Consider the following 26,476-nt stretch of genomic DNA (forward strand, 5'->3'; position numbering starts at 1 on the left):
GCTTGATGGAAACACGGGTTGTTTGCTCCATCCCTGACTGTATAGAAGATTGTCCCGTGCGTTGCGAGGCCGCGGGTCGTTCTGGAGGATGGTAACCTTGGACAACCACAGCGGCGCGGACATGGTTGAATTCGGCCCGCACACACACGTGCTGGTTACCGGCGGCGCCGGCTTCGTAGGGTCGGCACTGGTCGATTTGTTGCTTGCGCGCAATTGCACCGTAACCGTAATCGACGATCTTTCGAACGGCATGCTCCGCAATCTGCCAGCCAGTGATCCCCGCCTGACGATCCATACCTTCAGGATTGGCGATCCGGCATACAATGCCGCGATCCACGACGAAGTCGGATTGGCCGACGCCGTCTTCCATCTGGCGAGTCCGATTGGAGTTCAGCGTGCCCACAAGGAACGTTTCGCTGTCACCAGCGGCATTCTCGAATCAGGCTGTGCGATCGTCGAGGCATGCAGAGTGCACCGGTGTCCGCTGCTTTATACGTCGAGTTCAGAAGTTTACGGCTCCGGCCGCGACCGGCCAATCACCGAGTCCGATCCGGTCACGACGGACCTGCGGCCGCGTTGGGGCTATGCCGCTGCCAAGGCGGCGGTTGAACATTTGGTGGCCGGACTGTTTTTTGATTTCGGCATCCCAACGTGGATCGTTCGACCATTCAACATGGCCGGACCGCGCCAGCGCTCAGCGACCGGCCTCGTATTGCCGATGTTTGTCGATGCAGCGTTGCGGGGCGAACCACTTGTGGTTCATGACGACGGCGAGCAGAGGCGGGCGTTTCTGCACGTTGCCGATGCCGCCGAAGGTCTGCTCCTTGTAATGCAGTGCCGGTCGTTGCGAGGCCGGCCGGTCAATCTGGGCGGCAGCGAGGCGATTCAGATACGAAATCTCGCAAAAATAGTGGTTGACGCCACCGCGACGAGCGCGCCAATCGTCATGAAGCCTTCCAGCGCCGTCTTTGGCGATCGGTTCGCCGTAACGTACGACCGCGTTCCCGACACAAGCCTCTTAACCACCATGACCGGATGGCGGGCTCTGCGAAGCACCAAGCAGACCGTGGTCGACTGCATTGAGCACATGCGTACCGAACGAGCAATCGCTTGACGCCTGACATATTGGTCCCGTTCATCGGGGCTCTGCTCATAGCGCTTGTTGGTGTGTGGCTGTTTGCACGGCTGGCGACACAAATCGGAGCGGTCTCCAAGGTCAAGAACGACCGATGGCACACATCAGGCGAGGTTCCCCGGCTGGCGGGCCCCGCCATGTTAGCCGCGATGTCCCCGTGGCTCCCTGTTGAATATACCCTGCTGCTGGCTGTTTTCTGTTTGATCGGCGCGATGGATGACGTCCGATCCCTTTCTGTCGGTGCCAAGGCAACGGCATTGGCCGGCGCAGCTGTTTTAGCAGGGGTCATCACGGGTCTGTGGTGGGTTCCGATTGTCATCTGGATAGCTTGCAACGCGGTCAACATGCTCGATCATGCCGATGGTCTTGCTGCAAGCGCGATCGCGGCAGCCTTCCTGGGGCTGGGCGGTGATATCGGAATGGCCGGCGTAGGCGCATGCCTCGGATTTCTCTGCTTCAACTATCCGCCCGCCCGCGTTTTCATGGGCGATAGCGGCAGTCTTTTCCTAGGAGCGGCAATCGTGCTTCTCGCTTCGCAGAGAGGTTTTGACGCCTCGTTGGCGTGGATTGCGGTGCCGCTGATTGATGCGGTATTCGTAACGACCCGCCGCTTGCTACAGGGGCGGAAGCCTTGGGTCGGCGGCACAGATCACCTTGGTCACATCTTGCTTCGGATTGGTGTGAACCGTCAGATTTTACCCTCTGTATACGCAGCGACGGCACTGACGATCGGGCTAATATTTTCTGCTTGGGGTAATCCATAGGCCGTCCAAAGCAGTTGTGCACGCGACATCAGTGGGCCCAAGCCAAAAGCTGACTGTCAGCTCACGTGAAGAGTTTCGGGCGCCGGCAGGTGTACGAAAGTCCCCGAGGAAGGAACCCGCGGGCCACAGGTGTGACGGCTATGGAGATTTCGGATTTCGGCGGATTTCGGCGATGTCGCGCGGCCGCGCACCAACCCCGAATACACAATGAACGGCTATGCGGAACCATACGGACAGGATCTCTGACCTGTGCCCACAAAAAGAACAATTAAATCAACTATTTGAGGAAGTCCAGCTGAAACCCTTAAGGTACTCATGCAATCCAGCTTTGAGAGAATCGGAAGGGGATCCCAGTTTAGGTTGACTATACACAACCATTTCCCGCTTAGTTGTGGATCACCCCAATCGGGACAGCCGATCATTCGGGCGAGCAAACGATCCTGCGGCAGGCTATTTATCCGGTCCGCCCATCAATAGGTATTTCATCTCGCCAAATTCCTCTGCGCCATGACGCGAGCCTTCGCGACCGGCATCGGCGGGCACCGTGCGGTTGCAACCTTGGTGTAGAAGGCGGTATCAGCGCCCGCGACCAGCCAACTCGACGGCTTGGTCGGCTACACTCCAAAAGGCTGTCAGCCAGTTGTCAGGTTGGATTCGCTATCCCCCACGAATGGCGGTCGCAAGCCGTCGTGGCCTATCATTGAAATACCAACTGCACTGCAACTTCCCGAATGGAAGTCATCATGTATGGCACTCTCGTTCTAGCGGGCTTGGCGGCCATGGTCGCCGGACCTGCTCTGCCAGCCGGCAGCTGCAGCATGGCTGCGGCACCTTCGACCGAATTGGTTCACTAACACAGCACTTCACGAGGAGGAAAAGATGACCAAAAGTCCCTTCAACAGGCTCGCCTGGCTCACGCTGCGCGCGTCGACTGCGCTGGTGCTCACCATCGCACCGTACCACCTGACGCTTGACGGTGCGGCCAACCTCGTTCCGGCCGCCGCCCACGCCGAATCCGAGGGCGGTGGCGGCAATGGCGGTGGTGGGGGCAACGGTGGCGACGGCGGTCATGACGGTGGCGACAGCGGTCACGATGGCGGCGATAGCCACAGCAGCAGCGGAACCTCTGGCAGCCATGACGGTGAAAAGGAATCTGCTGACGACCAGGGCGAGGACAACACAGGTGCCTCTGGCACAACTGGCACCGGCGCAGGTTCCGTTACCGAGAACGACGGATCCGATGACTCGTCTTCCGCGCCAAAGTTGACGGACAACTGAGTGCGTCCCGCATAGGTTGACGCAGTGGCCCGATTGCGAGGACGCGGCGGGCCTTCCCCTTGAGTTTTGACCAGAGGCGACAGCCGCAAAAAGTAAAGGCCTGCGCCCTTGTCGGGCAGGGGGTGTCAAAAAGGCAACCCCAGGAACCACGTATCCAGAGGTGGCTAACGGCCACGAGCACGCATGCATGCAGTACCGACAAGCGGGGCGAGGGCGCCGGGTGCTTAATCAACGCTGCGCGCGGGATGCTGCAGCCTGACGCCCGGCCCGTCCTTGACGGCTGCCATGGCGATATTGTCCGACGGCTGGGGATTTATAGCCTGTTTCTGCTTCGGGGTGAGGCCGATAGCATCGGCTCCTGCCAGATAGACTGTAGCAGCAAGGCGGTGATCAACTGGAAGCGTCGCGCCGCGGGAGACGCTGTAGTAGGTTTCCGAATTTGATGCTGAGTTGGGGGAGGGCGAAGCGATTGCCTTGAACGACGACCTCGAGACTCTGCAGCGAGAGACATTCGACTACTTCGTCCATGAGGCAAACCCAGCCAACGGTCTGATTCGGGACAAGACGGAAGCCATTGGCCCGCAAGCATCGCCGCCACTGGCCTTGCGCTGGGAAGCTATGCAGTAGGGGTCAAGCATGGCTTCATGAGCCGCAAGGCCGCTGTGGAGCGGACGGTGGCTACGCTACGCTTCTTCTGGAACAGCCCTCACGGTCCTGAGCCGGACGCCACGGGCCATCGCGGTTTCTATTATCATTTCCTCGACATGCAAACCGGCCGGCGTACTTGGCGCTGCGAGCTGTCGACCATCGACAGCACTTTGCTGCTGGCGGGAGTATTGGCGGCTGCCACTTTCTTCGACCGGGATACAAAGGCCGAAACAGAAATCCGCACCTTGGCGGATGCGCTTTACCGTCGGGCCGACTGGCGCTGGGCGCTAAACAAAGGAAAGACCGTCACCCACGGCTGGACTCCCGAGACTGGCTTCCTGAAGCATCGCTCGGAAGGTTACGATGAGGCGCTTCTGCTGTATGTCTTAGGCCTCGGCTCGCCGACCCACCCTCTACCTTCGAGCAGTTATACGGCATGGACCGCTATATTCCGATGGCTGAATGTCTACGGCCACGACTATGTCTTTCGCATGTGTGGATTGATCTTCGCGGTTTGCAGGACACTTACATGCGCGGCAAGGGAAGTGACTATTTCAGCCGACGCGCCACTCTTGTCCAGCACCGCTACGCCCTGGAAAATCCACGCGGCTTCGATGGCTATGGAGAACATTGCTGGGGCATTACCGCGAGTGATGGCCCGGGGCCAAGAGCCTCAAGCACAGGCGATTCAACATTCGGAAAATCACCATGACAACCTCGCAGCAAGGTTCAACGCTGGCTTTGATCTCGGTCAAACCGTGCGGGTCTTAGGGGTTTCTCAGGTTATCGAAATGTCAAGGGCATACGGTGATGGCGCGAACGCTGACCCCAGCGGTGGCGAATTCTTTTTCATCCATAAGCGCTGTTGGGGATCTGCAACGCTAGATATCGCTCATGTCCCTGTGTCACACCGGTATCGTAAGCGGGCGGTATTCGACTGATGGGCGAAGAGACGCCCATCCTCCCAGAACAAGCCCTTCCGGTCCTGCCGGCGGGGCCTTCTCTTCGTTAGAACCGTCGTGGCGCTCGCCAATTACCCTTGCTAAGGTGGCGACATGGAGCCGATACAGGCCAATACTCGTCATGGATGCGAGCAATGAAGGCCGTCAAAAAAGAGCACCCCAAGGCCTCAAAGAAGGATATCGCGAGAGCGGCCTTCTTTTCGATCATCGCGAACGCGGATCAGGACATCGGCAAGGCCAAGAACCTATAGGCATTTGCCATTGCGGAGCGTCAGTCGGACTAAGCAAGTAACCTCGACGCGGGGACGCTTTCATAGAGCCACAAGTCCATGCGCACGCATTGCAGAAGATACGGTCAGTCGCCCCGTGCTCCATGCTTGCGCATATCCTCGATCCAACGATCCCGCTTCTTTTCGTCGGCAAAGGTGAGGCCATATAGGCTCTCGCGAATTGGTTTGATCCCGGCGAAGCTCAACATGCTGCGCTCGAAAGCGCGCAGTCCGTAGGCGCCAAAATACCAACGATAAATCAGTACCGGCATTCCCATGGTCACGACGATACGAGCCGAATGGCCGGCGAGCAGTCGCCTCGGAAAGCCCTCTTTCCTGTATTCCATGGCAAAGCCGGGCCTGAAGATGTGTTCGAGAAAGCCCTTGAATTGCGCCGGCATGGTTCCATGCCAGAGCGGAAACAGAAACACCCAGTGTTCCGACCAGCGCATGTCTTCGCGCGGTTGCACCAGAGCAGGCGGCAACGCGCCGGTCTCGAAATCCACCTGCGTGCGCAACAATGAAAACTCAAGCTTCCCGACCTCGATACGGCGAACCTGATGCCCCACCGCAGTTGCGGCTTCGGCATAAGCGTTGGCCATCGCGTGCAGCAAATGGTGGCCCGCCGGGTCTGGGTGGCCCTGGATGATTGCGATGCGCTTTGCCATCTGTCGCCCCCTGAAACGGGCTATTCATAACTCGTTCCCTCGAACAGCGTGTTGATCTTGCGCAAGGTCTGAAGGCCGGCATATCCCTTCAGGGTCAGTCGTGACTGGGTCGACCCAGAGTCAAGTCCGGTCGGCTATGTCGCCGAAAGCGGAAGTCCAGGTAATCCGCAACCCCGCAAGATGGTTGCGGCTACCGGAATTCGCACGGGGAGGCCAGCGAGCGCCGCCTCGCCAGCTGGCAATTTTGCAGTTGAGGCGGCGGCGCCCGTCTTCGCTGATCTAACGTTTGGCACTCAACCGTGCGCCATTAAGCTTCTCAGCCATGCAAGAACCTTGCTGCCTCCGAGCAACCTGCGCACCCTGCCGGCCGCCCAGTCGGCCCGCATCGTGGCACCGGCGTGGCAACTGCAGACGATGTCGTGCAACTGCCAGTCGGACAGTTCGAAGAAGCGCTTGGCTTCGCCGTAAGTGTCCGATTTCAGGCCCGATGCACGCAGCAATGAATCATCGAAGGCAACGGTGATCGGCGACCCGGTTGCCCGTGCCTCATCGCGGAGCCTGGAGTTAAGATGCTCGGTACCGGTGAGCGCGGTCAGGCAGCGCGACGGATTCATTTCGAGCAGTTCCGCCCACCGTTCGACCCGTTGCTCTCTGGTCATCAGCAGAGCCGGCGCCATCGGATTGATGTCGGCGATCGACTGCAGTTCCTCAAGCGTTTGATGTTTCATGACTAGCTCCTGTTCTTAGCTTTGTTTTTAGCTTTCAGCGGCGTCCGCAGCCTGTCGTCTTCGACCTACGGTCTTCAGCTCGACGTCTGAGAGCTCGCGGCTAAGAGATCATGGGCGCGAGCCGCTCGGATTGCTCAAGCGACCTTCAGCTGACACCACGCAGCGGCATATAAAGCGAAAGAACCGTCATCGATCTCTAATGTTCCAACGGCAGGGGCAGATTTCGTGCGGCCGGCCACACAATGGGGTTAAGCCGGCGCAGATCGGCCGTGTAAAGCGTGTGCGCGGGGACGAGGACACGCGCCACGCATCGCTTCAGGACTTCACGGAAGGGCCAGAAAAAGCCCTGCAACAAAACCTAGTTTCAGCGGTTCCTTTTGTTTGGCGGAACCTATGTGCCCGACATTCGATAATGGGGTGAACCCAAAGCCCAGCGAAAAATGTTGGCGGATCGGCTGGCCAGGGAGACTTGTACCGGCGAGCAAGAAGCCGAGCGACTGATTGCTCATTGGGACCGATTGGAATTTGCTGCTTCGCGAGGCTAGGTTCCTGAAAGGGCGACACTAGAATGCCGCCGAAAGCACTGCCAGCTTCCAAGCGCCGCGATTGCCAGCCGGTCGCCGATCTGTTGTCATCGGAAAATGGCCGCGGAACTAGTGATCCTTGTTAATCCAGGCGAGATGACTGTTTTGCGCTGCATGTCGGCCCTGGAGATTTCGTAGCCGCTGCTTGAAAGCAGACGCTGCTAGCGAAAGGGCTGGACGTCTTGATTGCGCCAGGTCTGGCGCTTCGCTGATTCGTCTCAAACGACTCGGGTCGATCCTGTGCCGACCATCCGGCCAATGGCTTGGGGCTATCTTCCCTGTGCTTAACGGCTCTATGTTGAGAAGGACGGCGCTGATCTGGCTGCAGTAGGCTGGATTGAGGGAGCACGACGTGAGTGAGACCCGGAAAATAGCAGCGATTCTGGTCTCGGATGTGGTCGGCTACAGCCGGCTCGCCGGCGCGGACGAGGATCGCATCCTGGCGCGGCTGCGGGCGCTGCGCAGCGATCTGATCGATCCGACGATCGCCGTGCATCATGGTCGCGTGGTCAAGCGCACCGGGGACGGAGCCCTTGTCGAGTTCCGCAGCGTCGTGGACGCCGTGCGCTGCGCCATCGAGGTGCAGAATGGCATGGTTGAGCGCAATGCCGGGCTGCCGCCCGACCGCCGCATCGACTTTCGCATCGGCATCCATCTGGGCGATGTCGTGGAGGAGCGCGACGGCGATCTGATGGGCGACGGCGTCAATATCGCCGCCCGGCTCGAAGGCATTTGCGAGCCTGGCAGCATCTGTCTCTCCGAGCAAGCGTACTGGCAGGTCAAGGCAAGGCTCGACCTCGCAATCAACGATCGCGGCGCTGTGCAACTCAAGAACATCGCCGATCCGGTCCGAGTTTATTCGCTGCAAGTCGGAGTCCCCGCTCAGGCGAAGCCCGCTGTGCCGGAGAAGCCTTCGCCACAGCTCGCGCTGCCCGACAAGCCTTCAATCGCCGTGTTGGCGTTCCAGAACATGAGCGGCGATCCTGAGCAAGAATATTTCGCCGACGGGATAACCGAGGATGTGATCACCGACCTCTCTAAGGTCAGCGGTCTCATGGTGATCGCGCGCAATTCGAGCTTCGCCTATAAGGGCAAGGCTGTCGACGTGCGGCACGTGGCCCGTGAGCTCGGTGTCCGCTCGGTGCTCGAAGGGAGCATCCGCCGCGCCGGCAACCGTGTGAGAATTACCGCCCAGCTGATCGATGCGGAAACCGGCGGACACCTTTGGGCCGACCGCTTCGATCGCGAACTGAGCGACGTCTTCGCGGTCCAGGACGAGGTCACCCGGCGGATCGTTGACGCGTTGATGATCAAACTGAGCCCGAGCGAAGCCGCGATGCTTGGTGCTGTCAAAACGACCAGCAGCAAGGCACACGACTTTTTCCTGCTCGGGCGCGAGGCGCTGTGGGGGACCATCAGGAACCGTGACGTGTTCGAGCGCTCGACCGACCTGTTCGCGCAAGCGATCGCCCAGGATTCAAGCTATGGCGAACCCTATGCCGGCCTCGCAATGGCCGAGGTGCTCAACTGGCAGTTCCATTGGACGGACGGCTGGAGCGAGTCGCTTGAAAAGGCCGAGCGGCATGTCGACTTGGCCTTGCAGAAGAGTCCGCAGGTTGCCTTCGTGCACTACGTCGCCTCGGTCTTCTACTTGTGGAAAAAGGATCTCGCCAGATCCGCGGCTGAAGCGGACGCGGCGCTGAATCTCAATCCGAACTACGCTCAGGCGCACAACTCGCGCGGCATCGTCAACATCTATGGCGGCCAGCCCCTCGCGGCTATTCCCCATATCGAACAAGCCATCCGGCTCGATCCCGCGTTGAAGCAGCTATACATCCACTTTCTCGGCTCTGCCTATCTTGTCGCCGGCAAATTCGAAGCTGCCTCGGCGCTGTTCAGGGAGCGTATACAGCTCGCCCCGAAGACCGATCTCTCTCGTGCCTTTCTTGCTGTCGCGCTCGGTCATTTGGGCGAGGCCGAGGAAGCCGGCCGGGTCTGGCGCGAACTGATGGAGATCAATCCGAAATACTCCTTTGCCGAGCACGTTGGACGGCTCCCCTTCCGCGATCAGGCCGACATTGACCATCTATCCGAGGGCCTCAGCAAGGTTGGCCTCCCGGTTTAAATGCAAATTTGCATCGATTTGTCTGTCTTGCTGAAAGACATTGTCGCGCGTCTCCTTCCCGAGCTTCAAAAAAAATACATGGGGCGTTCGCGTAAAGGGAGTCACGTCCGTCCTGGCACAAGGCCGAGTGCCAGCACTGGGTCGCCCTCGGCCACGTTCCATTCGAAGCCCGGACTACGGCAAACGTGGTCGGCTAGATGCAGAGTCCCTTGGTTTTATGGGGTAGCCCGAGCCTGAATCGTTCGAGGCTCGCTTTTTCAAATTTTTCAAATGTATTCAAAGGGTTTGAGGTTCTTGAGGGTCTCCAGCCTGCGACGAAATTGTAGGCGGAGCAGGAATGCTTGAGACTTGCGCCATTGTTAGTGTTGATCGGTGACGAGCGGCAGCTGCCCGCGAGAGTGCCCCTGATGCGGCCGAGACGTAAGTCCAGGCGAAATGATTTTGGGCCTTTTCGTCAGTCTTGTCCGTCTCATTGATGCACTCGTCACACGTAGCTCAATACTCGCCGTTTCGAAAGGCTTGGGAACGATGCTTGCGGTAGACGGCGGCAACGACGTGCAATTACGCTGGTTCCGACGTCGGCCACCGGGTCATATCCGCTCCTTGCCGGTCCGACGGAGGCGTGCGATCGTTCAGATTGCGTCGTTCGCAAAGCAAAGACTTGCCTCGGCGCTGAGCTCACTATGAGGCCTGGACCAAACCTGCACGACGGGCCGCCTTCAAAAATGCCCTTCTTGCTTGTTGCGGAGCCCGCCATCCGTCCAAGGAGTCGCGGCAAGTGCGGCAGGCAGCTCGATAGCTTGGTCCTCTCGCCCATTCTGGCCATTGGTCATGAAGGCACTCAAGTGCTTCCCAACTGCTGGCAACCACCCGCTCCCTTGAGGGTCTCACGCGCAGTCTCACTGGTTCGGAAAATCGAATATACCTCATGGCTTTCTCCGCTCCCACGGACCGACTACATCGACTTGTTGTAGGGGCCTGTCGAAGCGGCTCCGAAGGTGCCGACTGCCTTGGCCGCGACGATGTCGCCTGCGTCTGGTACAAGCAGATCCATGCGGCGGGCGAAGGCAACAAAAGTGCTGCGAGCGGTTTCGGCATCCACCTCGCCGGCGAGGGCTGCCCGACAGGCATTGAGCGCGACGCCATGAGCAGGGTTTCGCTTCGATGGCGGCCATTCATCCAGCAGGACAAAGGCGTCTTTTACGCTTTGAATGTTGGTCGGAAACCCAAGACCCACGAGCACCCTCACGGGATGCTGAAATTGATTGTGTTTCATGTTTTCCTCCGTTTCACGTGATTGGCTCAGTCGATCGGAAGCCGTTCCCACGGCCCGTGCGCGATAGATTGCGTGCGTCGCGCCTTAGCCTGCCGAACTCCCGTTTCCAGGAGGGCCTTTGCTGTCGGTAAGATTCCGCGCGGCCAGAAACATCACCGTGTATGCCGCTTTGCGCCGGTCCCAACCCGCGGCCTCTGCTCTGTCGAGCAACTCGACCAGTATCGGGTCAAGCGCAACCTTCAGGTCTGCTTCGTAGTTCAGGTCGGTGGCCGCACGCGACGGCGGGGGAATTACGTTCAAGTTCATCACGTTCATGGCTCTACCCGTTTGTCAGGGTGTCCGCGCCCACCGGGCGCGGACACAGCCGTTACCATCAGAAGTCCATGCCACCAGCCGGCATTGCCGGAACGGCGGGTTCCTTCTTCGGCTTCTCGGCAACCATCGCTTCCGTCGTTACCAGCAGGCCGGCAACCGATGCCGCATCCTGGAGTGCGGTCCGCACCACCTTCACCGGATCGATGACGCCCTCGTTGTAGAGGTCGCCGAACGCGTTGGTCTGTGCGTTCCAGCCCCAGCCGAACTCCGGTTTCTCACGCAGCTTGCCGACGATGATCGAGCCTTCCGCGCCGGCGTTCTCGGCGATCTGGCGCACGGGCGCCTCGATCGCGCGGCGCACGATCTCGATACCGTGTTTCTGGTCCTCATTCTCGGCCTGCACGCCGTCCAGTGCCTTGGCGGCGCGCAGAAGCGCCACGCCGCCACCTGGCAACACACCTTCCTCGACCGCAGCGCGCGTCGCATGCATGGCATCGTCGACGCGATCCTTGCGTTCCTTGACCTCGACCTCGGTCGAGCCGCCGACGCGGATGACGGCGACGCCGCCGGCGAGCTTTGCCAGCCGCTCCTGCAGCTTTTCCTTGTCGTAGTCGGAGGTGGTCTCCTCGATCTGCGCCTTGATCTGACTGACGCGGCCCTGGATCTCGTCCTTCGAACCGGCGCCGTCGACGATGGTGGTGTTCTCCTTCTCGATCGACACCTTCTTGGCGCGGCCCAGCATGTTGAGCGTGACATTCTCAAGCTTGATGCCGAGATCTTCCGAGATCGCGGTGCCGCCGGTTAGGATGGCAATGTCCTCCAGCATCGCCTTGCGGCGGTCGCCGAAGCCGGGCGCCTTGACGGCGGCGACTTTGAGGCCACCGCGCAGCTTGTTGACGACCAGCGTCGCCAACGCCTCGCCCTCGACATCCTCGGCGATGATCAGCAGCGGTTTGGACGACTGCACAACAGCCTCCAGCACCGGAAGCAGCGCCTGCAGATTGGACAGCTTCTTCTCGTGGATCAGCACATAGGGCTCTTCCAACTCCACGCGCATCTTGTCCTGGTTGGTGATGAAGTAGGGGCTGAGGTAGCCACGGTCGAACTGCATGCCTTCGACGACTTCCAGCTCCGTTTCCGCGGTTTTCGCTTCCTCGACTGTGATGACGCCCTCATTGCCGACCTTCTGCATCGCTTCCGCAAGGAAGCGGCCGATCTCGGCATCGCCATTGGCCGAGATGGTGCCAACCTGGGCGATCTCATCATTTCTGGTCACCTTGCGGGCGTTGGTCTTCAACTCCTGGACAATCGCCTCGACGGCCTTGTCGATGCCTCGCTTCAGGTCCATCGGGTTCATCCCCGAGGCAACGGCCTTGGCGCCTTCCTTGACGATCGCCTGCGCGAGAACGGTCGCGGTCGTGGTGCCGTCCCCGGCGATGTCGTTGGTCTTCGAAGCGACTTCGCGGACCATCTGCGCGCCCATGTTCTCGAACTTGTCCTCAAGCTCGATTTCCTTGGCGACGGTGACGCCGTCCTTGGTGATGCGCGGGGCGCCGAACGACTTGTCGATGACGACGTTGCGGCCCTTGGGGCCGAGCGTCACCTTCACCGCGTCGGCGAGGATGTTGACGCCGCGCAGCATGCGCTCACGGGCGTCGGAATGAAATTTCACTTCCTTGGCAGCCATTGGATCACTCCTTCAATAGGCAGCTTCATTGACTGGATTGCGGTTGGAGCCTCTGTCAGGCGGCCTTCTTGACCGCCGCGGTCTGCTCGATCACGCCCATCACATCGCTTTCCTTCATGATCAGCAGGTCCTCGCCGTTGAGCTTGATCTCGGTGCCGGACCATTTGCCGAACAAGATGCGGTCGCCGGCCTTGACATCGAGCGGCGTGAGCTTGCCGCTCTCGTCGCGCGCACCCGGGCCGACGGCGATGACTTCGCCCTCCTGCGGCTTCTCCTTGGCAGTGTCGGGGATGATGATACCGCCGGCCGTCTTCTCTTCGGCCTCGATGCGGCGAACCAGGATACGATCGTGCAATGGACGGAACGTCATGTCGTTCTCCTTCAGGACAAACAGATTTTTGAGGTTCCTCCACACCGGACCGGCAATATCGGGCCGGTGCAGGGCGTCGCGACCCCTTCCTCAGGCATCGCGCGCATATCGAGCTAGTTTTGGCATTTTCGAGTTTCAAGGGCTCGCCGGAAAAATTTTGGCACTCTGCATTTGAGAGTGCTAGGGACATGAATTCATGAAGCTATTTTCGCTGGGACACGCGATTTCAGGTCTTGAAATTCGACCCGAACTCATCGAAATTTTTTGCGGTTGGAGTCCCGAAAGGGATCACTGCAACACCAACGGTGCCAAGGAGATTGTCAGGAAACGGAGACCATCGATGGAACGAACCTTGTCGAAAATGCCCTTGATCGCCCCTGAGGCCTCTGATCCTTCGCTTGACCGCCTGCTGTTCCCGGCGCGGCACTTTAATCACCCCGATGAGGTGGTGCTCGATCGCACGCTCGACATTCTGGAAAAGCGCGCCATTCTTGCATCATGGGCGTCGGATGCTTGCGCCGTCGAATCCATGCCTGCGTTGCGAAAACCACCTGGTGCTTCGAACCCGGTGACGTTCGACGCCGTCATGGATGCCCTTCGCCGACTGGACGATAGTCGCGCCGAGGTAGGCTGTGACCTCAAGGAGCGGCGGGTCCGAGATCGCCCGCAAAGACTTGATGCCTGAACGCGCGCGATAGGAGAGACGCATGGTCAGCAGGGAATTCCGACTGCAGATGGAGGGCTACGGTCTCACAACTGCGGAGATCCACTACCACCTTCCCGATCATCCAAGCCTTTTGCAGCTTTACGTTTGGCAGGAATACGATCTTGCACCGGAATTCCCAACCCTGAAAGGGTTTCTGGATTACTGGGAGCGCGAACTCGAAGGCGCGCTGCATTCCGTGCGCGTCGCCCATCACCGCCTGATCCGGCCTTCCGAATGGAAGGCCGTCGACGGCATCTTCACAGTTCAATAGCCGGACCCGGGCCGGACCCGCCAAGCGGCAATAGGACAGGCTCCTTTGTAGTTGCCGGCATCCGATTCATAAAGATGCCGCACGTCTCGCCAGCTCCCCTTGAACTGAAAAGACGTGTTTCCAATCTTTTTCCTACGTGCCGAGTGCGCTTGCCGGATGTCGAACAGGAGCGGAAGGATCGCATGGAAACGATTTTCTTTGGAGATGCCGGTTCCGTCCTGGTTGTGCCAAGCTCGCCGGCATGGGTTTGCCGGGAACTGACATCGTCGCCGCACACGGTGAGGCAGGATCAGTTACCCACGGTTTGAAGGGAGGTCACTAATGGAAAGTGCGACGTTCAAACAGCCGGTTTTCGTAAGAGACGACGGCTACGGTGTCCAAAAGATCGGCTGTGTCATGGATGCGATAGAGTTTCTCGAAGAATGGCCGGTTGAAAGGCGCGGCCTCCTCCACGCAGCAGCGTCTGATGCATGCTACTCCGCCTACGATGGTCGGAAGTCCGTCGAGGCGGCGAACAAGGCCTTTACGACTTGGGCACGCAGGGTCGGTGTCATCGAGGACGTGCCCGTAGCGCCGCCGTGGATGACAGGGCCGAAGATCGGCAATGCAGACCATCTTATGGAAAGTGACGGCTGAATTCACTGCGGCGGTAATCTGCCGCCGCAGCATCAGAGTGGCGCGTCACCGGGGGCAACGGGCGCGGGAAAGCCAAGCCCCTTACTGTTGCCTGTTCATACATTTCGGATAACTTCTTCGGCACAAACAATTTGCCAAGCAGATCGCACGAAAGAGCGCGTCCGCCTGAATGGGAAGCCATAGACGGCATCTTCACCATTTAATGGCCGGCGCCCGGGTCCCCTTGGGCCGGATCCACCAGGTCGGCTTCGTCGTCGGGGTCGATCAGGTCGATCAGCGCTGCCACCCTTGTTCCCGGCAGCGGTCGTCCCTGGCTCATCAACGCCTCGTCACCGAAGGCCCAGGCCCATGCCTCTCTCAACTCCTCAAGCGAGGCACCGGACGCGATGATTTCCGCAATCGTCGCGTTGTCCACGGGTCCGAGGACCGAGACAACCTCTTGGCGTGTCATGGGCATCCTTTTCCTCCGTTCGAAATACCTGCGAAGCAGATGGGTATTCGATGGAGCGCTTGCCACCAGCCATTTCGAAGGCGGTCGCGAAACTGCCTTGGCGGTCCCTCTTGACGCAGCGGAAGTCAATTCCCAACTCATCCCTCGTCGGTCGCCGCACAAGGGGCCGATGTGTCAGGGAGCGCCATGCTTCTTGGCGTTCCCTCGTACCTATGTTGCTCCAAGGAGGATGTAGTTATGAGAACGAACCTGGACTTTTCCCCCTTCTATCGGTCGAGCATCGGCTTTGACCGCATCTTCAACCTGCTCGAAAACGCCAGCCCGCCACAGAACGCGGACAACTGGCCGCCCTATGATATCGCCAAGCTCGGCGAAGACACCTACCGCATTGTCCTCGCGGTCGCCGGTTTCGGGGAAGATGAGCTTACGATCACGCAGGAGCCAAATATGCTCGTGATCGAGGGCGCCAAGACAGAGAACGACGAGGTTCAGTACCTCCATCATGGCCTGGCGTTGAGGTCGTTCGCGCGCCGCTTCGAACTAGCCGATCATGTGACCATTGTCGGGGCAAAGCTCGAAAACGGTCTGCTGACTATCGACCTCAAGAAAGAAATTCCCGAGGAGATGAAGCCGCGCCGCATCGCGATCAATGTCGAGACCGACAAGAAGGCGGCGTCCAAGCGCATTGAAAGCGCAGCGGCCTGATCTTTGGCGGTCGGCCCGCACCCCGTCCTGTCGTGGGTGGGGTCCGGGTGCGACCTAACACGGAAAGGAGAACGATCAAATGAGCGTACGTGACTTGCTTCCCTGGAGCCGTGGCAGCAGCCAGGCACCGAGCCTTTATCGCGGTGACGACATGGATCCGTTCCTGTCGTTGCACCGCAATGTCAACCGGCTATTCGATGAGGTGTTCCGCGGTTTTGACACGCCTTCGGCGCTGGGCCGCATGGCCCCTCTCAACGGCACTTGGCCAAGCGTGGAGTTCTCGGAAACCGATCAGGAAATCCGGGTGACGGCCGAAATCCCTGGCCTCGATGAAAACGACGTCGAGGTCATGTTGGATGATGGTGTTCTGACACTTCGCGGCGAGAAGAAGGCGGAGACCGAGGACAAGGACCGCCAGTTCAGCGAACGCTATTATGGGCGTTTTGAGCGGCGCTTTAGTCTCGGTCGTGAGGTTGAAGACGACAAGGTGGCGGCGACGTTCAAGAACGGTGTGCTCACCGTGACATTGCCCAAGTCCAAAAAGGCGCAGGCAAACGCCAAGCGCATTGCAATCAACGGCAACAAATGACGGTCGCGAAGCAAGGCCGGGGCTCGATGAAGCCCCGGCCTTCGCAGATAGCGAGGATGGTCAAATGACGTCCAACAGACTCAAATGAAAGAGCCGTCATGGGATGCTGAATCAACCTTGCAACCCCAGGGAGTTAACAAATGACCAGTCTGGCTTTCCTTGCCCCCGTGCAGGTTAAGACCGGTGACGTGAGACACGACATCGGATCGGTGCGGGAGGCGCTCGTATACTTGAATCAATGGCCGAAGGCCCGTCGGGGGCCGGTATACAACTGCGCGGTGAGGAGCTGCAACGCCGCAATCGCCGAGCAGATGACAACCGAAGAGGCGCGACAGGCATTTGTCAGCTTTGCCAGGATAGCCGGGGTGCTGGCCAGATCCGATTTTTCGCCACTGGCCGGGGCTGATCAAAAGCTGTCCGTTTCTGGGCGCAGTCTCTGACCTTCAGTTCAGGACTTTCTCTAGGGTGCGTATAGGCCAGTGAAATTGGACTGGACGAGGTCGATAGCGGAACCACACGGAACGACCCACCAAAATACCCATCTAATGAGGCGGCAAATCACGGCTGCTTCACGCCACAATTATTCTTCGACGCATCTGCGGAATAGAGAAGTGAGCGACCTCTAGGCCAAGTTCTTCGGCATATTTCGCGATATAAGCGAGCAGCTCCCAGCCAACGCCCAGATGCTTGCGACACGCGCGAATGCAGATCGCAACCTCGCCGGTTCGGTCGGCTCGATCGCTTGCCAGCGTCGCAATGGCGATCAGCATCCCGTCGGTCGAGAAGGCCAGAAAATTATGGATATGAGCGTCGTCGCAACGCGTCATCGCCACCAACCGCTCGTGCGAAATTTCCTTCACTCCGCCGAGAAAGCCAAAGTGCAGGTTGTCAGGCGTTACATGGGTGAAGAACTCGGCCAGCGTTGGCTCATCTTCAGGGCGAGCGCAGCGCACTTGGAAACGAAAGCCGGTATGGGTGGTAAGTGTGTTTCCGTCGTCATCTGGCCCTTGAACTGAGGCCGGTTCTGCGGCGTCATTGTCGTCTTCTTGAGCTGGCAGGCACCCTCATTCGCCCATGGTCTGCAACACATCCTGTTTGACGATTTCGATGCTGCGCAGGTTGAGCAGGCGGATGACGCCCTTGTCCTTCAGCCGGGTGAAGACCCGCGACACGGTCTCGATGGTGAGGCCGAGATAATCGCCAATATCCATGCGCGACATTGGCAGCTCGACCTGCCGCAAGCCGCCTTGGCGCTCGGCCATGTCGACCAGGAAGGCGGCGACACGTTCGATGGCGTTCTGTCGACCGAGGACCAGGAGGTGTTCCTGCGCGCGCGTCAGGCCCTTGAGCGCCAACGGCAGCAACTGACGGGACATGTCCGCTCCGGCAGCCAGGCGGAAGACGCGAACTCCGGTGGCGTTGATCGCTTCGGCGAAGAAATGATGCGTCGAGTCGGCTTCGAAGCCGAAGGTCTCGCCGGCGAGGTGGAAGGCGCTGATCTGCCGGCGACCGTCGGCAAGCAGGCGGTAGATGCGCACGGCGCCGAATTCGACCTGGTAGAAAGCACCGGCCTTCTCGCCCTGAGCATAAATTTCAGCGCCGGCGGGAAAAAAGCTGACCGGCTGCAGCGGTGCTGGGTCGAACGCGTCCGGCAGGCTTGGTTGCACAGAATGCGACGGCAGTGAGATTCTGGAGCTCGTGTAGGCGTGCATGGCTGTTTTCCCGGTTGTTCCGTGACACAGCAATCGCGCGAATCCGCAGGGGGCGAAATTCGGTTATATCCCTACGGGAAACTACCTAGCGCTTGGCCGAGGCGGCAGTGGAGTATGTTGATAATGGTCGGTGCATGCCTCGAACGTGCACAATCCATCGCTCATCAGGGCATTTTGGCGATCTTGCACTGCCTAAATCTAATGCTGCAGCGTCGCGACGTAACCCGCAAGGTTGTGGATGCGTTCCGTGGTCACAACCTCGCCGCCGCTAGGGCCGTAGGTTTTCGCATCGTCCTCAAGGAATTCACGACCCCAGACAGGCATCTCGCGGTTGCCATGGCTTGACACGGCATAGCGACCGTCGATCGTTGCGAAGACCCTCGAATAGGGAAAGGTCCCGCCATTGCGTTCGGAAAGATGGGTCAGGTCGGCCGGTCGTTTGACCAGCAGGTCGCGCAACGGACCGTCGCCCTTGCCATCTATGCCGTGACAAACGGCGCAGGAGTTCAGATATTCTGCCTGGCCGTAGCTCATTTCCTGCGCTCTGGACGCTTCGCAGGCCATGGCCGCGATAGCTGCTGCGATCAGAAATCTCATGTGCGCATCCGCCGATTGATCGGCTGAGCCTACCGAGTCTATTCGCAGACACATTGATCCGGATCAATTGGGCGTCCGCATAGTCTTTGATTCAGCGCAATGAGCACGCCGAACGGTCTGGCTATCGTCGACGTGGAATTTGGCCGAGATCAGGAGCTACTGCCATGGCTTTCAGGACGATCCTTACGGTTACGGGGCCGCATATGAGCGACGGCGATCTCAACCTCGCTGCCGACCTTTGCGACGAAATTGGTGCCCATCTTGCCGTTCTTGCTGTGGCCATCGCCGCGCCGCCGCCAGTCGGAGAGTATGCGGCAATCGTTTCGGAAGACTGGCTGAAGGAGCGGCACGCCGATGAGAGGCTCTTGAAGAAGCGAGTGACTGACGTGTCGGCTTTTCTCGCCGGCAGGGCGCTTTCGGCCGATGTCTCCAGCGAATATCCTGAAATTGGCTGGGCTGACGAAAGAATTGGTCGCCGTGCACGTTACGCCGACATTACGGTGATCGGGCCGGAGTTGCTCGCTGACGAGACGCTGAAAGGCAAGGTGATCGAGGGCGCCTTGTTTTCTTCCGGGAAGCCGCTGCTGATCGTTCCCCCGGGAGTTCGGCCGACACTGAAGCCGAAGCGGGTAATGGTCGCGTGGGATGCTCGTCTTGAGTCATCGCGCGCCGTCCGTGAATCACTCGATATGTTAACAGGCGCCGACGAAGTGCGTCTCGTCATGGTCGATCCGGTGGAGGACGAATACCACCACGGTCAGGAACCCGGAGCTGATGCCGCAGCCTACCTCGCCCGGCATGGCGTGAAGGTAACAGTCGACCGCCTGCCGAGTGCGAACCATGCCGTCGCCGATGTTCTTCGCCAGCACGCGGTCGACAGCAGTGCCGAGCTGATGGTGATGGGCGCTTACGGCCATTCCCGGTTGCGCGAGCGGATTTTCGGCGGCGCCACCAAGTCAATGCTTCAGGATCAATCGCTGCCGGTCTTGATGGCGCGATGAAAGCACGGCCAGTGTGCCGCGACAGCTAGATAGTATGCTCTTTCGCTTCGCGACCTGACACGTTCTCGATCGAAATCCGAAAGAATACATGTGTCGAGTGGTCCGCAGGCGCAGGTGGTTCGTGGGTTGTTGCGCCGCAGGGTACAACTCACCGGCCTTGCCTGCGCTCTTGCCGCCTGCAGTCCGGTGATGCGAGTCGCCCAGTGGAAAGGGTGGCGAATGGTGGCGTCGTCGTCAGTTTTCGCTCTTCATATTGGGTACGGCTGGATCACCGTCGATTTCGGGCTTCTGGCGATCCACATTTTCGCGCCTGCAAGGCTGGGGCAGGCGGCTGCCGTTCATGCCTGGACGATCGGCGCCATCGGCACGATGGCTCTCGCCATCATGGCGAGCATGATCCGCAAGCACAGCCGCCGCCGCGCCTTCGAGACCTCGGTTCGGGCGACAGGTGCGTTCGCAGCGATGACAATTTGCTGCCTGTCGCACCTCTTGGTCGAATTTCTGCCCACCTACGGCCCAGTTTCAACGAGCCTTGCAGGCACATTGTGGGTTGCCGGCTTCGGCCTGTTTCTCATGGCTTTCCGTACAATGCTCATACCGCAAACGTGGCTGGGCGCTGATTACGGAACGAAACCTTGGCTGCTTCGAGCCTATCTCAGGAATTGGCGAAAGCGGCGAAGCGAAAAGGCAAATAACCCAGTGCCAATGGCCAGTAACGCCGCAAGCTGCGGCCAGACGACGCTCAGGCCAGCGCCGCGGAACAGGACGGCCTGGGCCAGTATGACAAAGTGTGTATTGGGCGCGGCGAACATGATGGCCTGGATGATCTCAGGCATGCTCTCACGCGGCGTGACGCCGCCGGACAGCAACTGAAGCGGCAGAAGCACCATCATCAGCAGCAAACCGAATTGCGGCATCGAGCCCGCGATGGTCGCAAGGAAGATCCCCAGACAGGTCATGGCGAATATGTCCAGGGCGGCTCCGGTCATGAACAGCAGCGCGGATCCGTGCGTGGGTACGGAGAGCAGGCCCTGCACGACTAGGACCAGCGACAGGCCGGAAGCCACCAGCACGACGAGACCCATCGACCAGACCTTGCTCATCATGATTTCGAACGGCTTTACCGGCATGACCAGCAGGTGTTCGATCGTTCCATGCTCGCGCTCGCGGATGAGTGCCGCGCCGGTCAGGATGATCGAGAGCATGGTGATCGAGGAAATCACATCGGTGATGGCGCCAAACCATCCCTTGTTGAGTTCGGGATTGAAACGCGCGCGCAAGTCAAGATTGACAGGCAGCACGGTTTCGGTGCGATGGTGATCCAGAAATTCACTCACTTCCCCCGATACGATCGACTGGACATATCCCCCGCCGGTGAAGGCCTGCGACATGCGGGTCGCATCGATATTGAGCTGGATCGTGGGCGATCTGCCGGCCAGGAGATCGCGCTGGAAGTTCGGAGGGACATCGAGCGCGAATGTGTCCATGCCGGAATCCATGCGCCTGTCCATTTCGGGCTGGGAGATGAGCCGGGGCGCCGTGAAAAAGGGAGGGTAGAACGCGGTTACTATGCGCGAGGACAGCGGCGACTGATCCTCGTCGACGATCGCGATCGGCGCGCGATTGAGGGTTTCCGGCATCGCCTTGGACGCTGTGTAGATCGCCAAGGTGAAAGCATAGGCGATCAGCACGAGCAGCATCGGATCCCGCGCGAGACCGCGCAGTTCCTTGATGCCGAGCTGGAACATGTTGGCGAAACGCATTTCAGCGGGCCTGTTTTCTGAGAAGTGCCGCTCCGAGGCCGAGCAACACGGGGATGGCGATGACGAGTGGCAAAAACGCGCTGGAAAGGTCGTCAAAGCCGAGTGCCTTTGAGAAGGCGCCACGCGAGATGATGACAAAATAGGTCATCGGATAAATCTGGCCAATGAAGGCACCCACGCCCTGGAGCGACGAGACGGGATCGATCATGCCCGAATATTGCGAGGCCGGAATCATCGTGATCAGCGCGGTTCCGAAGATCGCCGCGATCTGGCTGCTCATGAAAGTCGAGAGCAGCAGCCCCATCCCCGTCGTGACGATGACATAGAGAAACGCGGCGGCGGCGAAGGTTGGAAAACTGCCGGTGAATGGGACGCCAAAGATGAAGATGGCAAAGGCTGTCAGCAGCAGGAAGTTCAGCATCGCGAGCACGACATAGGGTATCTGCTTGCCGAGCAGGAACTCGAACCTCGTGACCGGCGTGACGTAGAAATTGATGATCGAGCCGAGTTCCTTTTCGCGCACGACGCTCAGCACGGCCAGCATCGACGGTATTAACAAGAGAAGCATCGGGATCACTGCCGGAACAATAGCATCGAGGCTCCGGACATCGGGGTTGTAGCGATAGCGGATCGCCAGCTGAAAATCACCGACCGTGGCCGCGTCGCCATAGATCTCGCGTGCCTTCTGGGCAAGCCAGCCTGCGTGCATGCCTTGGACGTAACCGCGCACGGTCTCGGCACGCGTCGGCATGGCGCCGTCGATCCACGCGCCGATGGTGACGTTGCGGCCGCGCGCCAGGTCGCGACCGAAGCCGGGCGGAATCTCGATCGCCAGGCTGAGTTCGCCGTCTTCCATGCGCCGGTCAAGATCGGCGTAGTCCGATATAGGCGCCTTTTCGGTGAAGTATCGCGAGCCGGCGATTTGCTGCACGTAGTCGCGGCTGATTGCCGTATCGTCGTGATCGAGGACGGCGAACGTCATATTCTCCACGTCCATGTTGATGCCGTAACCCACGACGAGCATCAGGATGAGCGTGCCGACGATGGCGAGCGTGGCGCGGATCGGATCGCGCAGGAGTTCGAGCGCCTCGCGCCGCGTATAGGCGAACATACGGCGGGGATCGAAGAAGCGATTGCCACGCTTTTCCTGCGGATGCTTCGTCCACCCTTCCGGCGCGCCGGTGGCGTGTCCCGGTTCAGTCCCGGCATCCGGCGGTGCGGTCTGCTTCGCTGCGGCCGCGCTCTCGAGATAGCGGATGAAAGCCTCCTCAAGCGTCGGCGCCGCGCGCTTCTGGACGATCATCGCCGGCGTATCGGTGACAAGAACCCTGCCGGCATGCATCAACGAAACGCGGTCGCAACGTTCCGCCTCGTTCATGAAGTGTGTCGAGACGAAGATCGTGACGTTCTGCTTGCGTGATAGCTCGCAGAGGATCTGCCAGAACCCGTCGCGGGCGACCGGGTCCACACCGGATGTGGGCTCGTCGAGGATCAGGATATCGGGGGAGTGGATCATCGCCACGGCAAGCGACAGGCGCTGCCGGATTCCGAGCGGCAGGGCATCGGGAAGCGCATCCAAATGGCCGGCGAGATCGAAGCGCTGCGCCATCTCCGCGATCCTTTGTGGGATGGCGTCTGGAGCCAGGCCGAAGAGCCGGGCATGAAGCTCGAGGTTCTGACGGACCGTCAGCTCGGAATAGAGCGAGAATCCCTGCGACATGTAGCCGACGCGCCGCCGAACTTCGATGTCGTTCGGGTCTATCTCGCGTCCGAAGAGCCGGGCCTTGCCTTCGCTTGCCTGAAGCAGACCGGTCAGCATCTTCATGGTGGTCGTCTTGCCGCAGCCATTCGAGCCCAGGAAGCCGAAGATCTCGCCCCGCTCGATACGGAAACTCACGTCGTCGACGGCGGTGAAATCGCCGAACCGCATGGTGAGATGTTCCGCCTCGATGGCAGCTTCGTCGCCGGTGTCCGCGGATCGGGGCGGGATCACCACCTGTTGATGGCCGTCCCGCCTTTCCTGCGGAAGGAGTGCGATAAAGGCCTCGTCGAGGTCAGGCGCGCCAGTCCGCTCAAGCAGCTCCGACGGCGATCCAGAGGCCAGCACGCGGCCTCCGTCCATTGCGATTAGCCAGTCGAATCGGGCGGCTTCCTCCATGTAGGCGGTTGCAACAATGACGCTCATTCCAGTGCGACCGCGGCGGATCTGGTCAATCAGCTCCCAGAACTGACGACGCGACAGAGGATCGACACCGGTCGTTGGCTCGTCCAGGATCAGGAGGTCGGGATCATGGATAAGGGCGCAGCAGAGGCCGAGCTTCTGCTTCATGCCACCGGAAAGCTTGCCTGCCTGTCGGGCAGCGAAGGGCGCCAGCCCCGTGCTCTGCAGAAGCTCGCCAATGCGGCGCTCCCGCTCATCCCGGCTATGCCCGAACAAGCGGCCGAAGAAGTCGATGTTGTCGAAGACGGACAACGTCGGATAGAGGTTCTTGCCGAGGCCTTGCGGCATATACGCAATCCTGGGGTACGTGGTCTGCCGATGGCGGACGTCGGCCATGTTGCCGCCAAGCACCTCGATGCGTCCTTGCTGTATTGCCCGCGCTCCCGCGATCAAGGAAAGCAGGCTGGACTTGCCGACGCCGTCGGGCCCGATCAGGCCAACCATGCAGCCGGCAGGTATGTCCAAGGTGATGCCGTCGAGCGCCCGGGTCCTGCTATAGGAATGGCCGACTCCTTCCAGCCGTGCGACCGGCCGTGAGGGAAGACTTGCGGTGGCGCTCGGCCACGCGGTCATTGAGCGAGCTTTCCCTGGAGTTTGGCCGGCCACGCAACCTGCGGATCCAGCCGGATATAGGCCACGCCCGGCAAGCCGGTCTTCACCTGCTGGATGTACTTGCGCAGCAGGTCCGGTGAAATCTGCGCCTTGATCCGGAACATCAGCTTCAGGCGCTCTTCCTCGGTCTCGACTGTCTTTGGCGTGAATTGGGCGACGTCAGCGACGTAGGTAGCCTTGGCAGGGATCACATATTGCGGGGCTGCGTCGAGCACGAGGCGGACCTCCGTGCCGATCGCCACACGGCCTGCCTGGGCCGTGGGCAGGAAGAAGGTCATGTAGACGTCGCCGAGATCGACGAGATTGAGCACACGCCCACCGGCGGACAGGACTTCTCCAGGCTCCGCCACCCGGTACTGCACCCGTCCGTCGCGCGGAGACTTGAGCGTGGAATCGTCGATGTCGGCGTCGATGCTCTCGATCGCGGCCTGGGCAGCGTCGACCGCCGCCTTGGCGTCGATGACCTGAGCCTTTGCCGCGTTGATAGCGGCATCGCTTGCTGCTTGCTGAGCTTGTGCCGCAGCCACCGCAGCCTTTGCTCCCTGCGCGGTTGCCCGGTCGTTGTCGAGGACCTGCTGGGAAATGGTGTTGTTGGTGGCAAGCTGCTCAGTGCGCACCAGCGTGCGCTCGGCGGCGTCTAATTGGGCTTCGCGCTGCGCGACGACCGCGGCCGCGGCCGTTCTTTCGGCTTCGCGCTGCGTTACCAGGCTATTGGCGGTCTCCACGCCGATCATAGCGCGTTGCAACTGGGCTCCGGCCTGACGGCGCTGGGCCTCCAGCTGCACCGTGTCCATGCGGGCAAGCACTTCGCCAGCTTTGACAAAATCGCCTTCATCGACAAGGATTTCCTTGATCCGGCCCGGCGCCTTCGTCGACACGTCGATCTCGACCGCTTCTATGCGGCCGTTCCCGCTCGCTATGCCTTCCGGCAGATCGTCATCCTTGGATTTCTGCCATGCGTAGTAACCACCCGCGCCAACAGCGATCAGAAGGCCGGCGATCAGCCATGTCCGCCGAGAGTTCATCACCGAAGGGCTCCCGCGGCACCGGCCGGCTTCGGAAAAGCTCTTTCCGGATTCAGGGCGTTTTCCTCCACAAGGACGCGCGCGACCTCGTGCCCCAGCCGTCGCCGCAGTTCGGGCGAAGCGGATCTGATTTGTTCGGGGCTTGATGTGATGTCGACCATGGCGAGACTCCGCTTGGGGTGGCTGATTTTCACGAAGCCAAAACAGAGAGCAGCCGCGACGGCCTTGATCCGCGTCAATCGTGGGCCGCGCCTGGACGCCGACATCGTTCGCCGCGGCGCTTAGGTGTTGCCTCAAGTTGGCCGATTTGAGCCATATCAATGGCTCGTGGCCGATAAGGCCTAACTGTGGGTCTTCGACGGCGCCACTCTTTGCCGTCGATCCAATCAAGATTTTGACCCGTGAAATTGCGGGCGTTTCTCCCTCTTGTCACACACCCTGACAGCAACTCGGATGCGATCGCATTCAACGCGACGGCGATTGCGGCATATTTGGGCGCTGAACTTCATGACGAAGTTATCAGCGCCATATCTCAAACGCCTCGACCGTCATGTCGCGGCTACTGCCAAAATTGCCGGAGCTCCTCCGCGAAGCTGAAGCGGCGAACAACGGTCTCTCAAAAATCGAAACGTCTGCCTTGAATGGTAGGAATATGTTCCTGTCTCTAGGGTGCCCATGTCCTCCCTGACATGGGCAAGCGACGGTTATCCTCCCTGATCCGTCGCGATGCTGAGCCCGCTGCCACCTCCCTCCGGCAGCGGGCTTCCTTTTGTCGATGCATCTGATTGAGTGCGGTGGGACTCGACAGCGAGGTGATCCATGCAGTGCATGAAATTGCTGGTTACGGGTTCCCCTGGAGCGGATGCAATCTTGTAGGTTCGCATCTCGGCGTTTGAATCTGGGCGCGCAAAACGCAGTTCGTAAGTTCCGAAAATCACCGCGTTAATGAAAGTAATAGCGAGAAGCGGATCTTGTGTCGTCGCCATGACTGTACCGTCGTCATAGATTTCGTAATCTAAATGGCCGAGCGAGTTGAATGTGCGGGAGCTGAATGCAGCGCCTGAAATCCGCGCTATTTGATATTTGTCGGCTGTCGTGATGTCGGCTGCAGCCATGAGAAAGCCGGCCAGAACGGTCCCGTCGAATTTGTTGTAACCGGCAAGCGCGATGAACTTGACGACTTCCCGCGATGGCGGGTTGCTGACGTCGAGGACGATCTCGCACACCTTGGCCTCTTCGCTCTCGTCAGTCCAATTGCTGTAGACGACCCCCGTCGGAAAGATCGTCGAGCCGGCGGCTTGGTTGATGCCGAGCAAAGCTAGCCCGGCCACAAGGCGAAGTGCGACGAACATGCGTCAGTTCCTCCGCGATTATCCAA

General features: G+C 59.9%; 27 protein-coding genes and 1 pseudogene. 13 read left to right on the forward strand and 15 right to left on the reverse strand.

Translation table 11 applies throughout. The features are described 5' to 3' along the window. Nucleotides 1-97 precede the first annotated feature (97 nt). The 4 genes from JN279_RS14060 (at nucleotide 98) to JN279_RS38920 (ending at nucleotide 4,766) form a co-directional block, all read left to right on the forward strand. Entirely contained in the window at nucleotides 98-1,114 is a 1,017-nt protein-coding gene (locus JN279_RS14060) for an NAD-dependent epimerase/dehydratase family protein (protein ID WP_202353062.1), read from the forward strand. Further along, nucleotides 1,111-1,899 carry a glycosyltransferase family 4 protein gene (locus JN279_RS14065; protein ID WP_096448938.1) on the forward strand — a complete coding sequence of 263 codons (789 nt, stop codon included), beginning with the start codon at nucleotides 1,111-1,113 and terminating at the stop codon, nucleotides 1,897-1,899. Before JN279_RS14060 ends, JN279_RS14065 begins: the two co-directional genes overlap by 4 nt. An 879-nt stretch (nucleotides 1,900-2,778) precedes the next feature. Beyond that, nucleotides 2,779-3,177 carry a hypothetical protein gene (locus JN279_RS14070; RefSeq protein ID WP_096448937.1) on the forward strand — a complete coding sequence of 133 codons (399 nt, stop codon included), beginning with the start codon at nucleotides 2,779-2,781 and terminating at the stop codon, nucleotides 3,175-3,177. Between the two features lie 644 nt (nucleotides 3,178-3,821). Beyond that, nucleotides 3,822-4,766 carry a glucoamylase family protein gene (locus JN279_RS38920; protein WP_446720407.1) on the forward strand — a complete coding sequence of 315 codons (945 nt, stop codon included), beginning with the start codon at nucleotides 3,822-3,824 and terminating at the stop codon, nucleotides 4,764-4,766. Nucleotides 4,767-5,142: 376 nt separating this feature from the next. Here JN279_RS38920 and JN279_RS14080 read toward each other — a convergent pair whose 3' ends face one another. After that, entirely contained in the window at nucleotides 5,143-5,724 is a 582-nt protein-coding gene (locus tag JN279_RS14080) for an NAD(P)H-dependent oxidoreductase (RefSeq protein WP_096448934.1), read from the reverse strand. 293 nt (nucleotides 5,725-6,017) lie between these two features. Further along, nucleotides 6,018-6,452, reverse strand: coding sequence for a hypothetical protein (locus JN279_RS14085; protein ID WP_202353063.1), 435 nt, complete (start codon nucleotides 6,450-6,452; stop codon nucleotides 6,018-6,020). Between the two features lie 936 nt (nucleotides 6,453-7,388). On the opposite strand from JN279_RS14085, the gene JN279_RS14090 reads away from it, so the two are divergent. Then, nucleotides 7,389-9,161 carry an adenylate/guanylate cyclase domain-containing protein gene (locus JN279_RS14090; protein ID WP_096457686.1) on the forward strand — a complete coding sequence of 591 codons (1,773 nt, stop codon included), beginning with the start codon at nucleotides 7,389-7,391 and terminating at the stop codon, nucleotides 9,159-9,161. Between the two features lie 681 nt (nucleotides 9,162-9,842). Here JN279_RS14090 and JN279_RS14095 read toward each other — a convergent pair. The 5 genes from JN279_RS14095 to groES all read right to left on the reverse strand — a co-directional run bounded on the left by JN279_RS14095 (nucleotide 9,843) and on the right by groES (nucleotide 12,809). Further along, nucleotides 9,843-10,091: a DUF982 domain-containing protein gene (locus JN279_RS14095; RefSeq protein ID WP_202353064.1), complete on the reverse strand. Its 249-nt coding sequence runs from the start codon at nucleotides 10,089-10,091 to the stop codon at nucleotides 9,843-9,845. A gap of 25 nt (nucleotides 10,092-10,116) precedes the next feature. Next, nucleotides 10,117-10,437, reverse strand: coding sequence for a DUF982 domain-containing protein (locus tag JN279_RS14100; RefSeq protein WP_202353722.1), 321 nt, complete (start codon nucleotides 10,435-10,437; stop codon nucleotides 10,117-10,119). Nucleotides 10,438-10,521: 84 nt separating this feature from the next. Then, nucleotides 10,522-10,752 (reverse strand): hypothetical protein, encoded by a 231-nt coding sequence (locus JN279_RS14105; RefSeq protein WP_019859969.1) that lies wholly within the window; start codon nucleotides 10,750-10,752, stop codon nucleotides 10,522-10,524. A gap of 58 nt (nucleotides 10,753-10,810) precedes the next feature. Further along, nucleotides 10,811-12,439, reverse strand: coding sequence for a chaperonin GroEL (gene groL / locus JN279_RS14110; RefSeq protein WP_064982207.1), 1,629 nt, complete (start codon nucleotides 12,437-12,439; stop codon nucleotides 10,811-10,813). A gap of 55 nt (nucleotides 12,440-12,494) precedes the next feature. Beyond that, complete coding sequence (gene groES / locus JN279_RS14115) at nucleotides 12,495-12,809, reverse strand: co-chaperone GroES (protein WP_096448926.1); 315 nt, start codon at nucleotides 12,807-12,809, stop codon at nucleotides 12,495-12,497. Between the two features lie 196 nt (nucleotides 12,810-13,005). Here groES and JN279_RS14120 point away from each other — a divergent pair, with 196 nt between their 5' ends. From JN279_RS14120 to JN279_RS14130, 3 genes are all read left to right on the forward strand, one after another. After that, complete coding sequence (locus tag JN279_RS14120; protein ID WP_244734578.1) at nucleotides 13,006-13,494, forward strand: hypothetical protein; 489 nt, start codon at nucleotides 13,006-13,008, stop codon at nucleotides 13,492-13,494. Nucleotides 13,495-13,516: 22 nt separating this feature from the next. Then, nucleotides 13,517-13,786, forward strand: coding sequence for an usg protein (locus tag JN279_RS14125; RefSeq protein WP_096448922.1), 270 nt, complete (start codon nucleotides 13,517-13,519; stop codon nucleotides 13,784-13,786). 321 nt (nucleotides 13,787-14,107) lie between these two features. Next, on the forward strand, nucleotides 14,108-14,422 hold the full coding sequence (locus JN279_RS14130) for a DUF982 domain-containing protein (protein WP_096448920.1): 315 nt from the start codon (nucleotides 14,108-14,110) through the stop codon (nucleotides 14,420-14,422). Nucleotides 14,423-14,621: 199 nt separating this feature from the next. Here JN279_RS14130 and JN279_RS14135 read toward each other — a convergent pair whose 3' ends face one another. After that, complete coding sequence (locus tag JN279_RS14135) at nucleotides 14,622-14,873, reverse strand: hypothetical protein (protein WP_096448918.1); 252 nt, start codon at nucleotides 14,871-14,873, stop codon at nucleotides 14,622-14,624. Nucleotides 14,874-15,110: 237 nt separating this feature from the next. Here JN279_RS14135 and JN279_RS14140 point away from each other — a divergent pair, with 237 nt between their 5' ends. The 3 genes from JN279_RS14140 (at nucleotide 15,111) to JN279_RS14150 (ending at nucleotide 16,607) form a co-directional block, all read left to right on the forward strand. Beyond that, nucleotides 15,111-15,578 (forward strand): Hsp20 family protein, encoded by a 468-nt coding sequence (locus JN279_RS14140; RefSeq protein WP_096448916.1) that lies wholly within the window; start codon nucleotides 15,111-15,113, stop codon nucleotides 15,576-15,578. Between the two features lie 79 nt (nucleotides 15,579-15,657). Next, the gene (locus JN279_RS14145; RefSeq protein WP_096448914.1) at nucleotides 15,658-16,167 is read left to right on the forward strand and encodes an Hsp20/alpha crystallin family protein; all 510 of its coding nucleotides are present in this window, start codon (nucleotides 15,658-15,660) and stop codon (nucleotides 16,165-16,167) included. A 140-nt stretch (nucleotides 16,168-16,307) separates the two neighbouring features. After that, nucleotides 16,308-16,607: a DUF982 domain-containing protein gene (locus JN279_RS14150; protein WP_096448912.1), complete on the forward strand. Its 300-nt coding sequence runs from the start codon at nucleotides 16,308-16,310 to the stop codon at nucleotides 16,605-16,607. 129 nt (nucleotides 16,608-16,736) lie between these two features. Here JN279_RS14150 and JN279_RS14155 read toward each other — a convergent pair whose 3' ends face one another. From JN279_RS14155 to JN279_RS14165, 3 genes are all read right to left on the reverse strand, one after another. Then, entirely contained in the window at nucleotides 16,737-17,120 is a 384-nt protein-coding gene (locus JN279_RS14155) for a hypothetical protein (protein WP_244734580.1), read from the reverse strand. 111 nt (nucleotides 17,121-17,231) lie between these two features. Continuing rightward, nucleotides 17,232-17,879, reverse strand: coding sequence for a helix-turn-helix domain-containing protein (locus JN279_RS14160; protein ID WP_202353066.1), 648 nt, complete (start codon nucleotides 17,877-17,879; stop codon nucleotides 17,232-17,234). A gap of 198 nt (nucleotides 17,880-18,077) precedes the next feature. Continuing rightward, entirely contained in the window at nucleotides 18,078-18,476 is a 399-nt protein-coding gene (locus JN279_RS14165) for a c-type cytochrome (RefSeq protein ID WP_202353067.1), read from the reverse strand. A gap of 164 nt (nucleotides 18,477-18,640) precedes the next feature. Here JN279_RS14165 and JN279_RS14170 point away from each other — a divergent pair, with 164 nt between their 5' ends. Then, entirely contained in the window at nucleotides 18,641-19,477 is an 837-nt protein-coding gene (locus JN279_RS14170; protein ID WP_202353068.1) for a universal stress protein, read from the forward strand. 189 nt (nucleotides 19,478-19,666) lie between these two features. Further along, nucleotides 19,667-20,014, forward strand: a pseudogene (locus JN279_RS38925) (NnrS family protein); the annotation flags it as partial. A 113-nt stretch (nucleotides 20,015-20,127) separates the two neighbouring features. Here JN279_RS38925 and JN279_RS14175 read toward each other — a convergent pair. The 4 genes from JN279_RS14175 to JN279_RS14190 form a co-directional block, all read right to left on the reverse strand. Beyond that, nucleotides 20,128-21,240, reverse strand: a complete 1,113-nt coding sequence (locus JN279_RS14175; RefSeq protein ID WP_202353723.1) for an ABC transporter permease — start codon at nucleotides 21,238-21,240, stop codon at nucleotides 20,128-20,130. 1 nt (nucleotide 21,241) lies between these two features. Next, nucleotides 21,242-24,034, reverse strand: a complete 2,793-nt coding sequence (gene rbbA, locus JN279_RS14180; protein WP_202353069.1) for a ribosome-associated ATPase/putative transporter RbbA — start codon at nucleotides 24,032-24,034, stop codon at nucleotides 21,242-21,244. Next, a complete protein-coding gene (locus JN279_RS14185) occupies nucleotides 24,031-25,098 on the reverse strand; it encodes an HlyD family secretion protein (RefSeq protein WP_096448899.1) in 1,068 nt (355 codons plus the stop codon). The genes rbbA and JN279_RS14185 overlap by 4 nt, the downstream gene beginning before the upstream one ends. 704 nt (nucleotides 25,099-25,802) lie before the next feature. Then, the gene (locus JN279_RS14190) at nucleotides 25,803-26,450 is read right to left on the reverse strand and encodes a hypothetical protein (RefSeq protein ID WP_202353070.1); all 648 of its coding nucleotides are present in this window, start codon (nucleotides 26,448-26,450) and stop codon (nucleotides 25,803-25,805) included. Nucleotides 26,451-26,476: the final 26 nt, after the last annotated feature.

Source organism: Mesorhizobium sp. 113-1-2, from assembly GCF_016756475.1.
Taxonomy (GTDB): Bacteria; Pseudomonadota; Alphaproteobacteria; order Rhizobiales; family Rhizobiaceae; genus Mesorhizobium; species Mesorhizobium loti_C.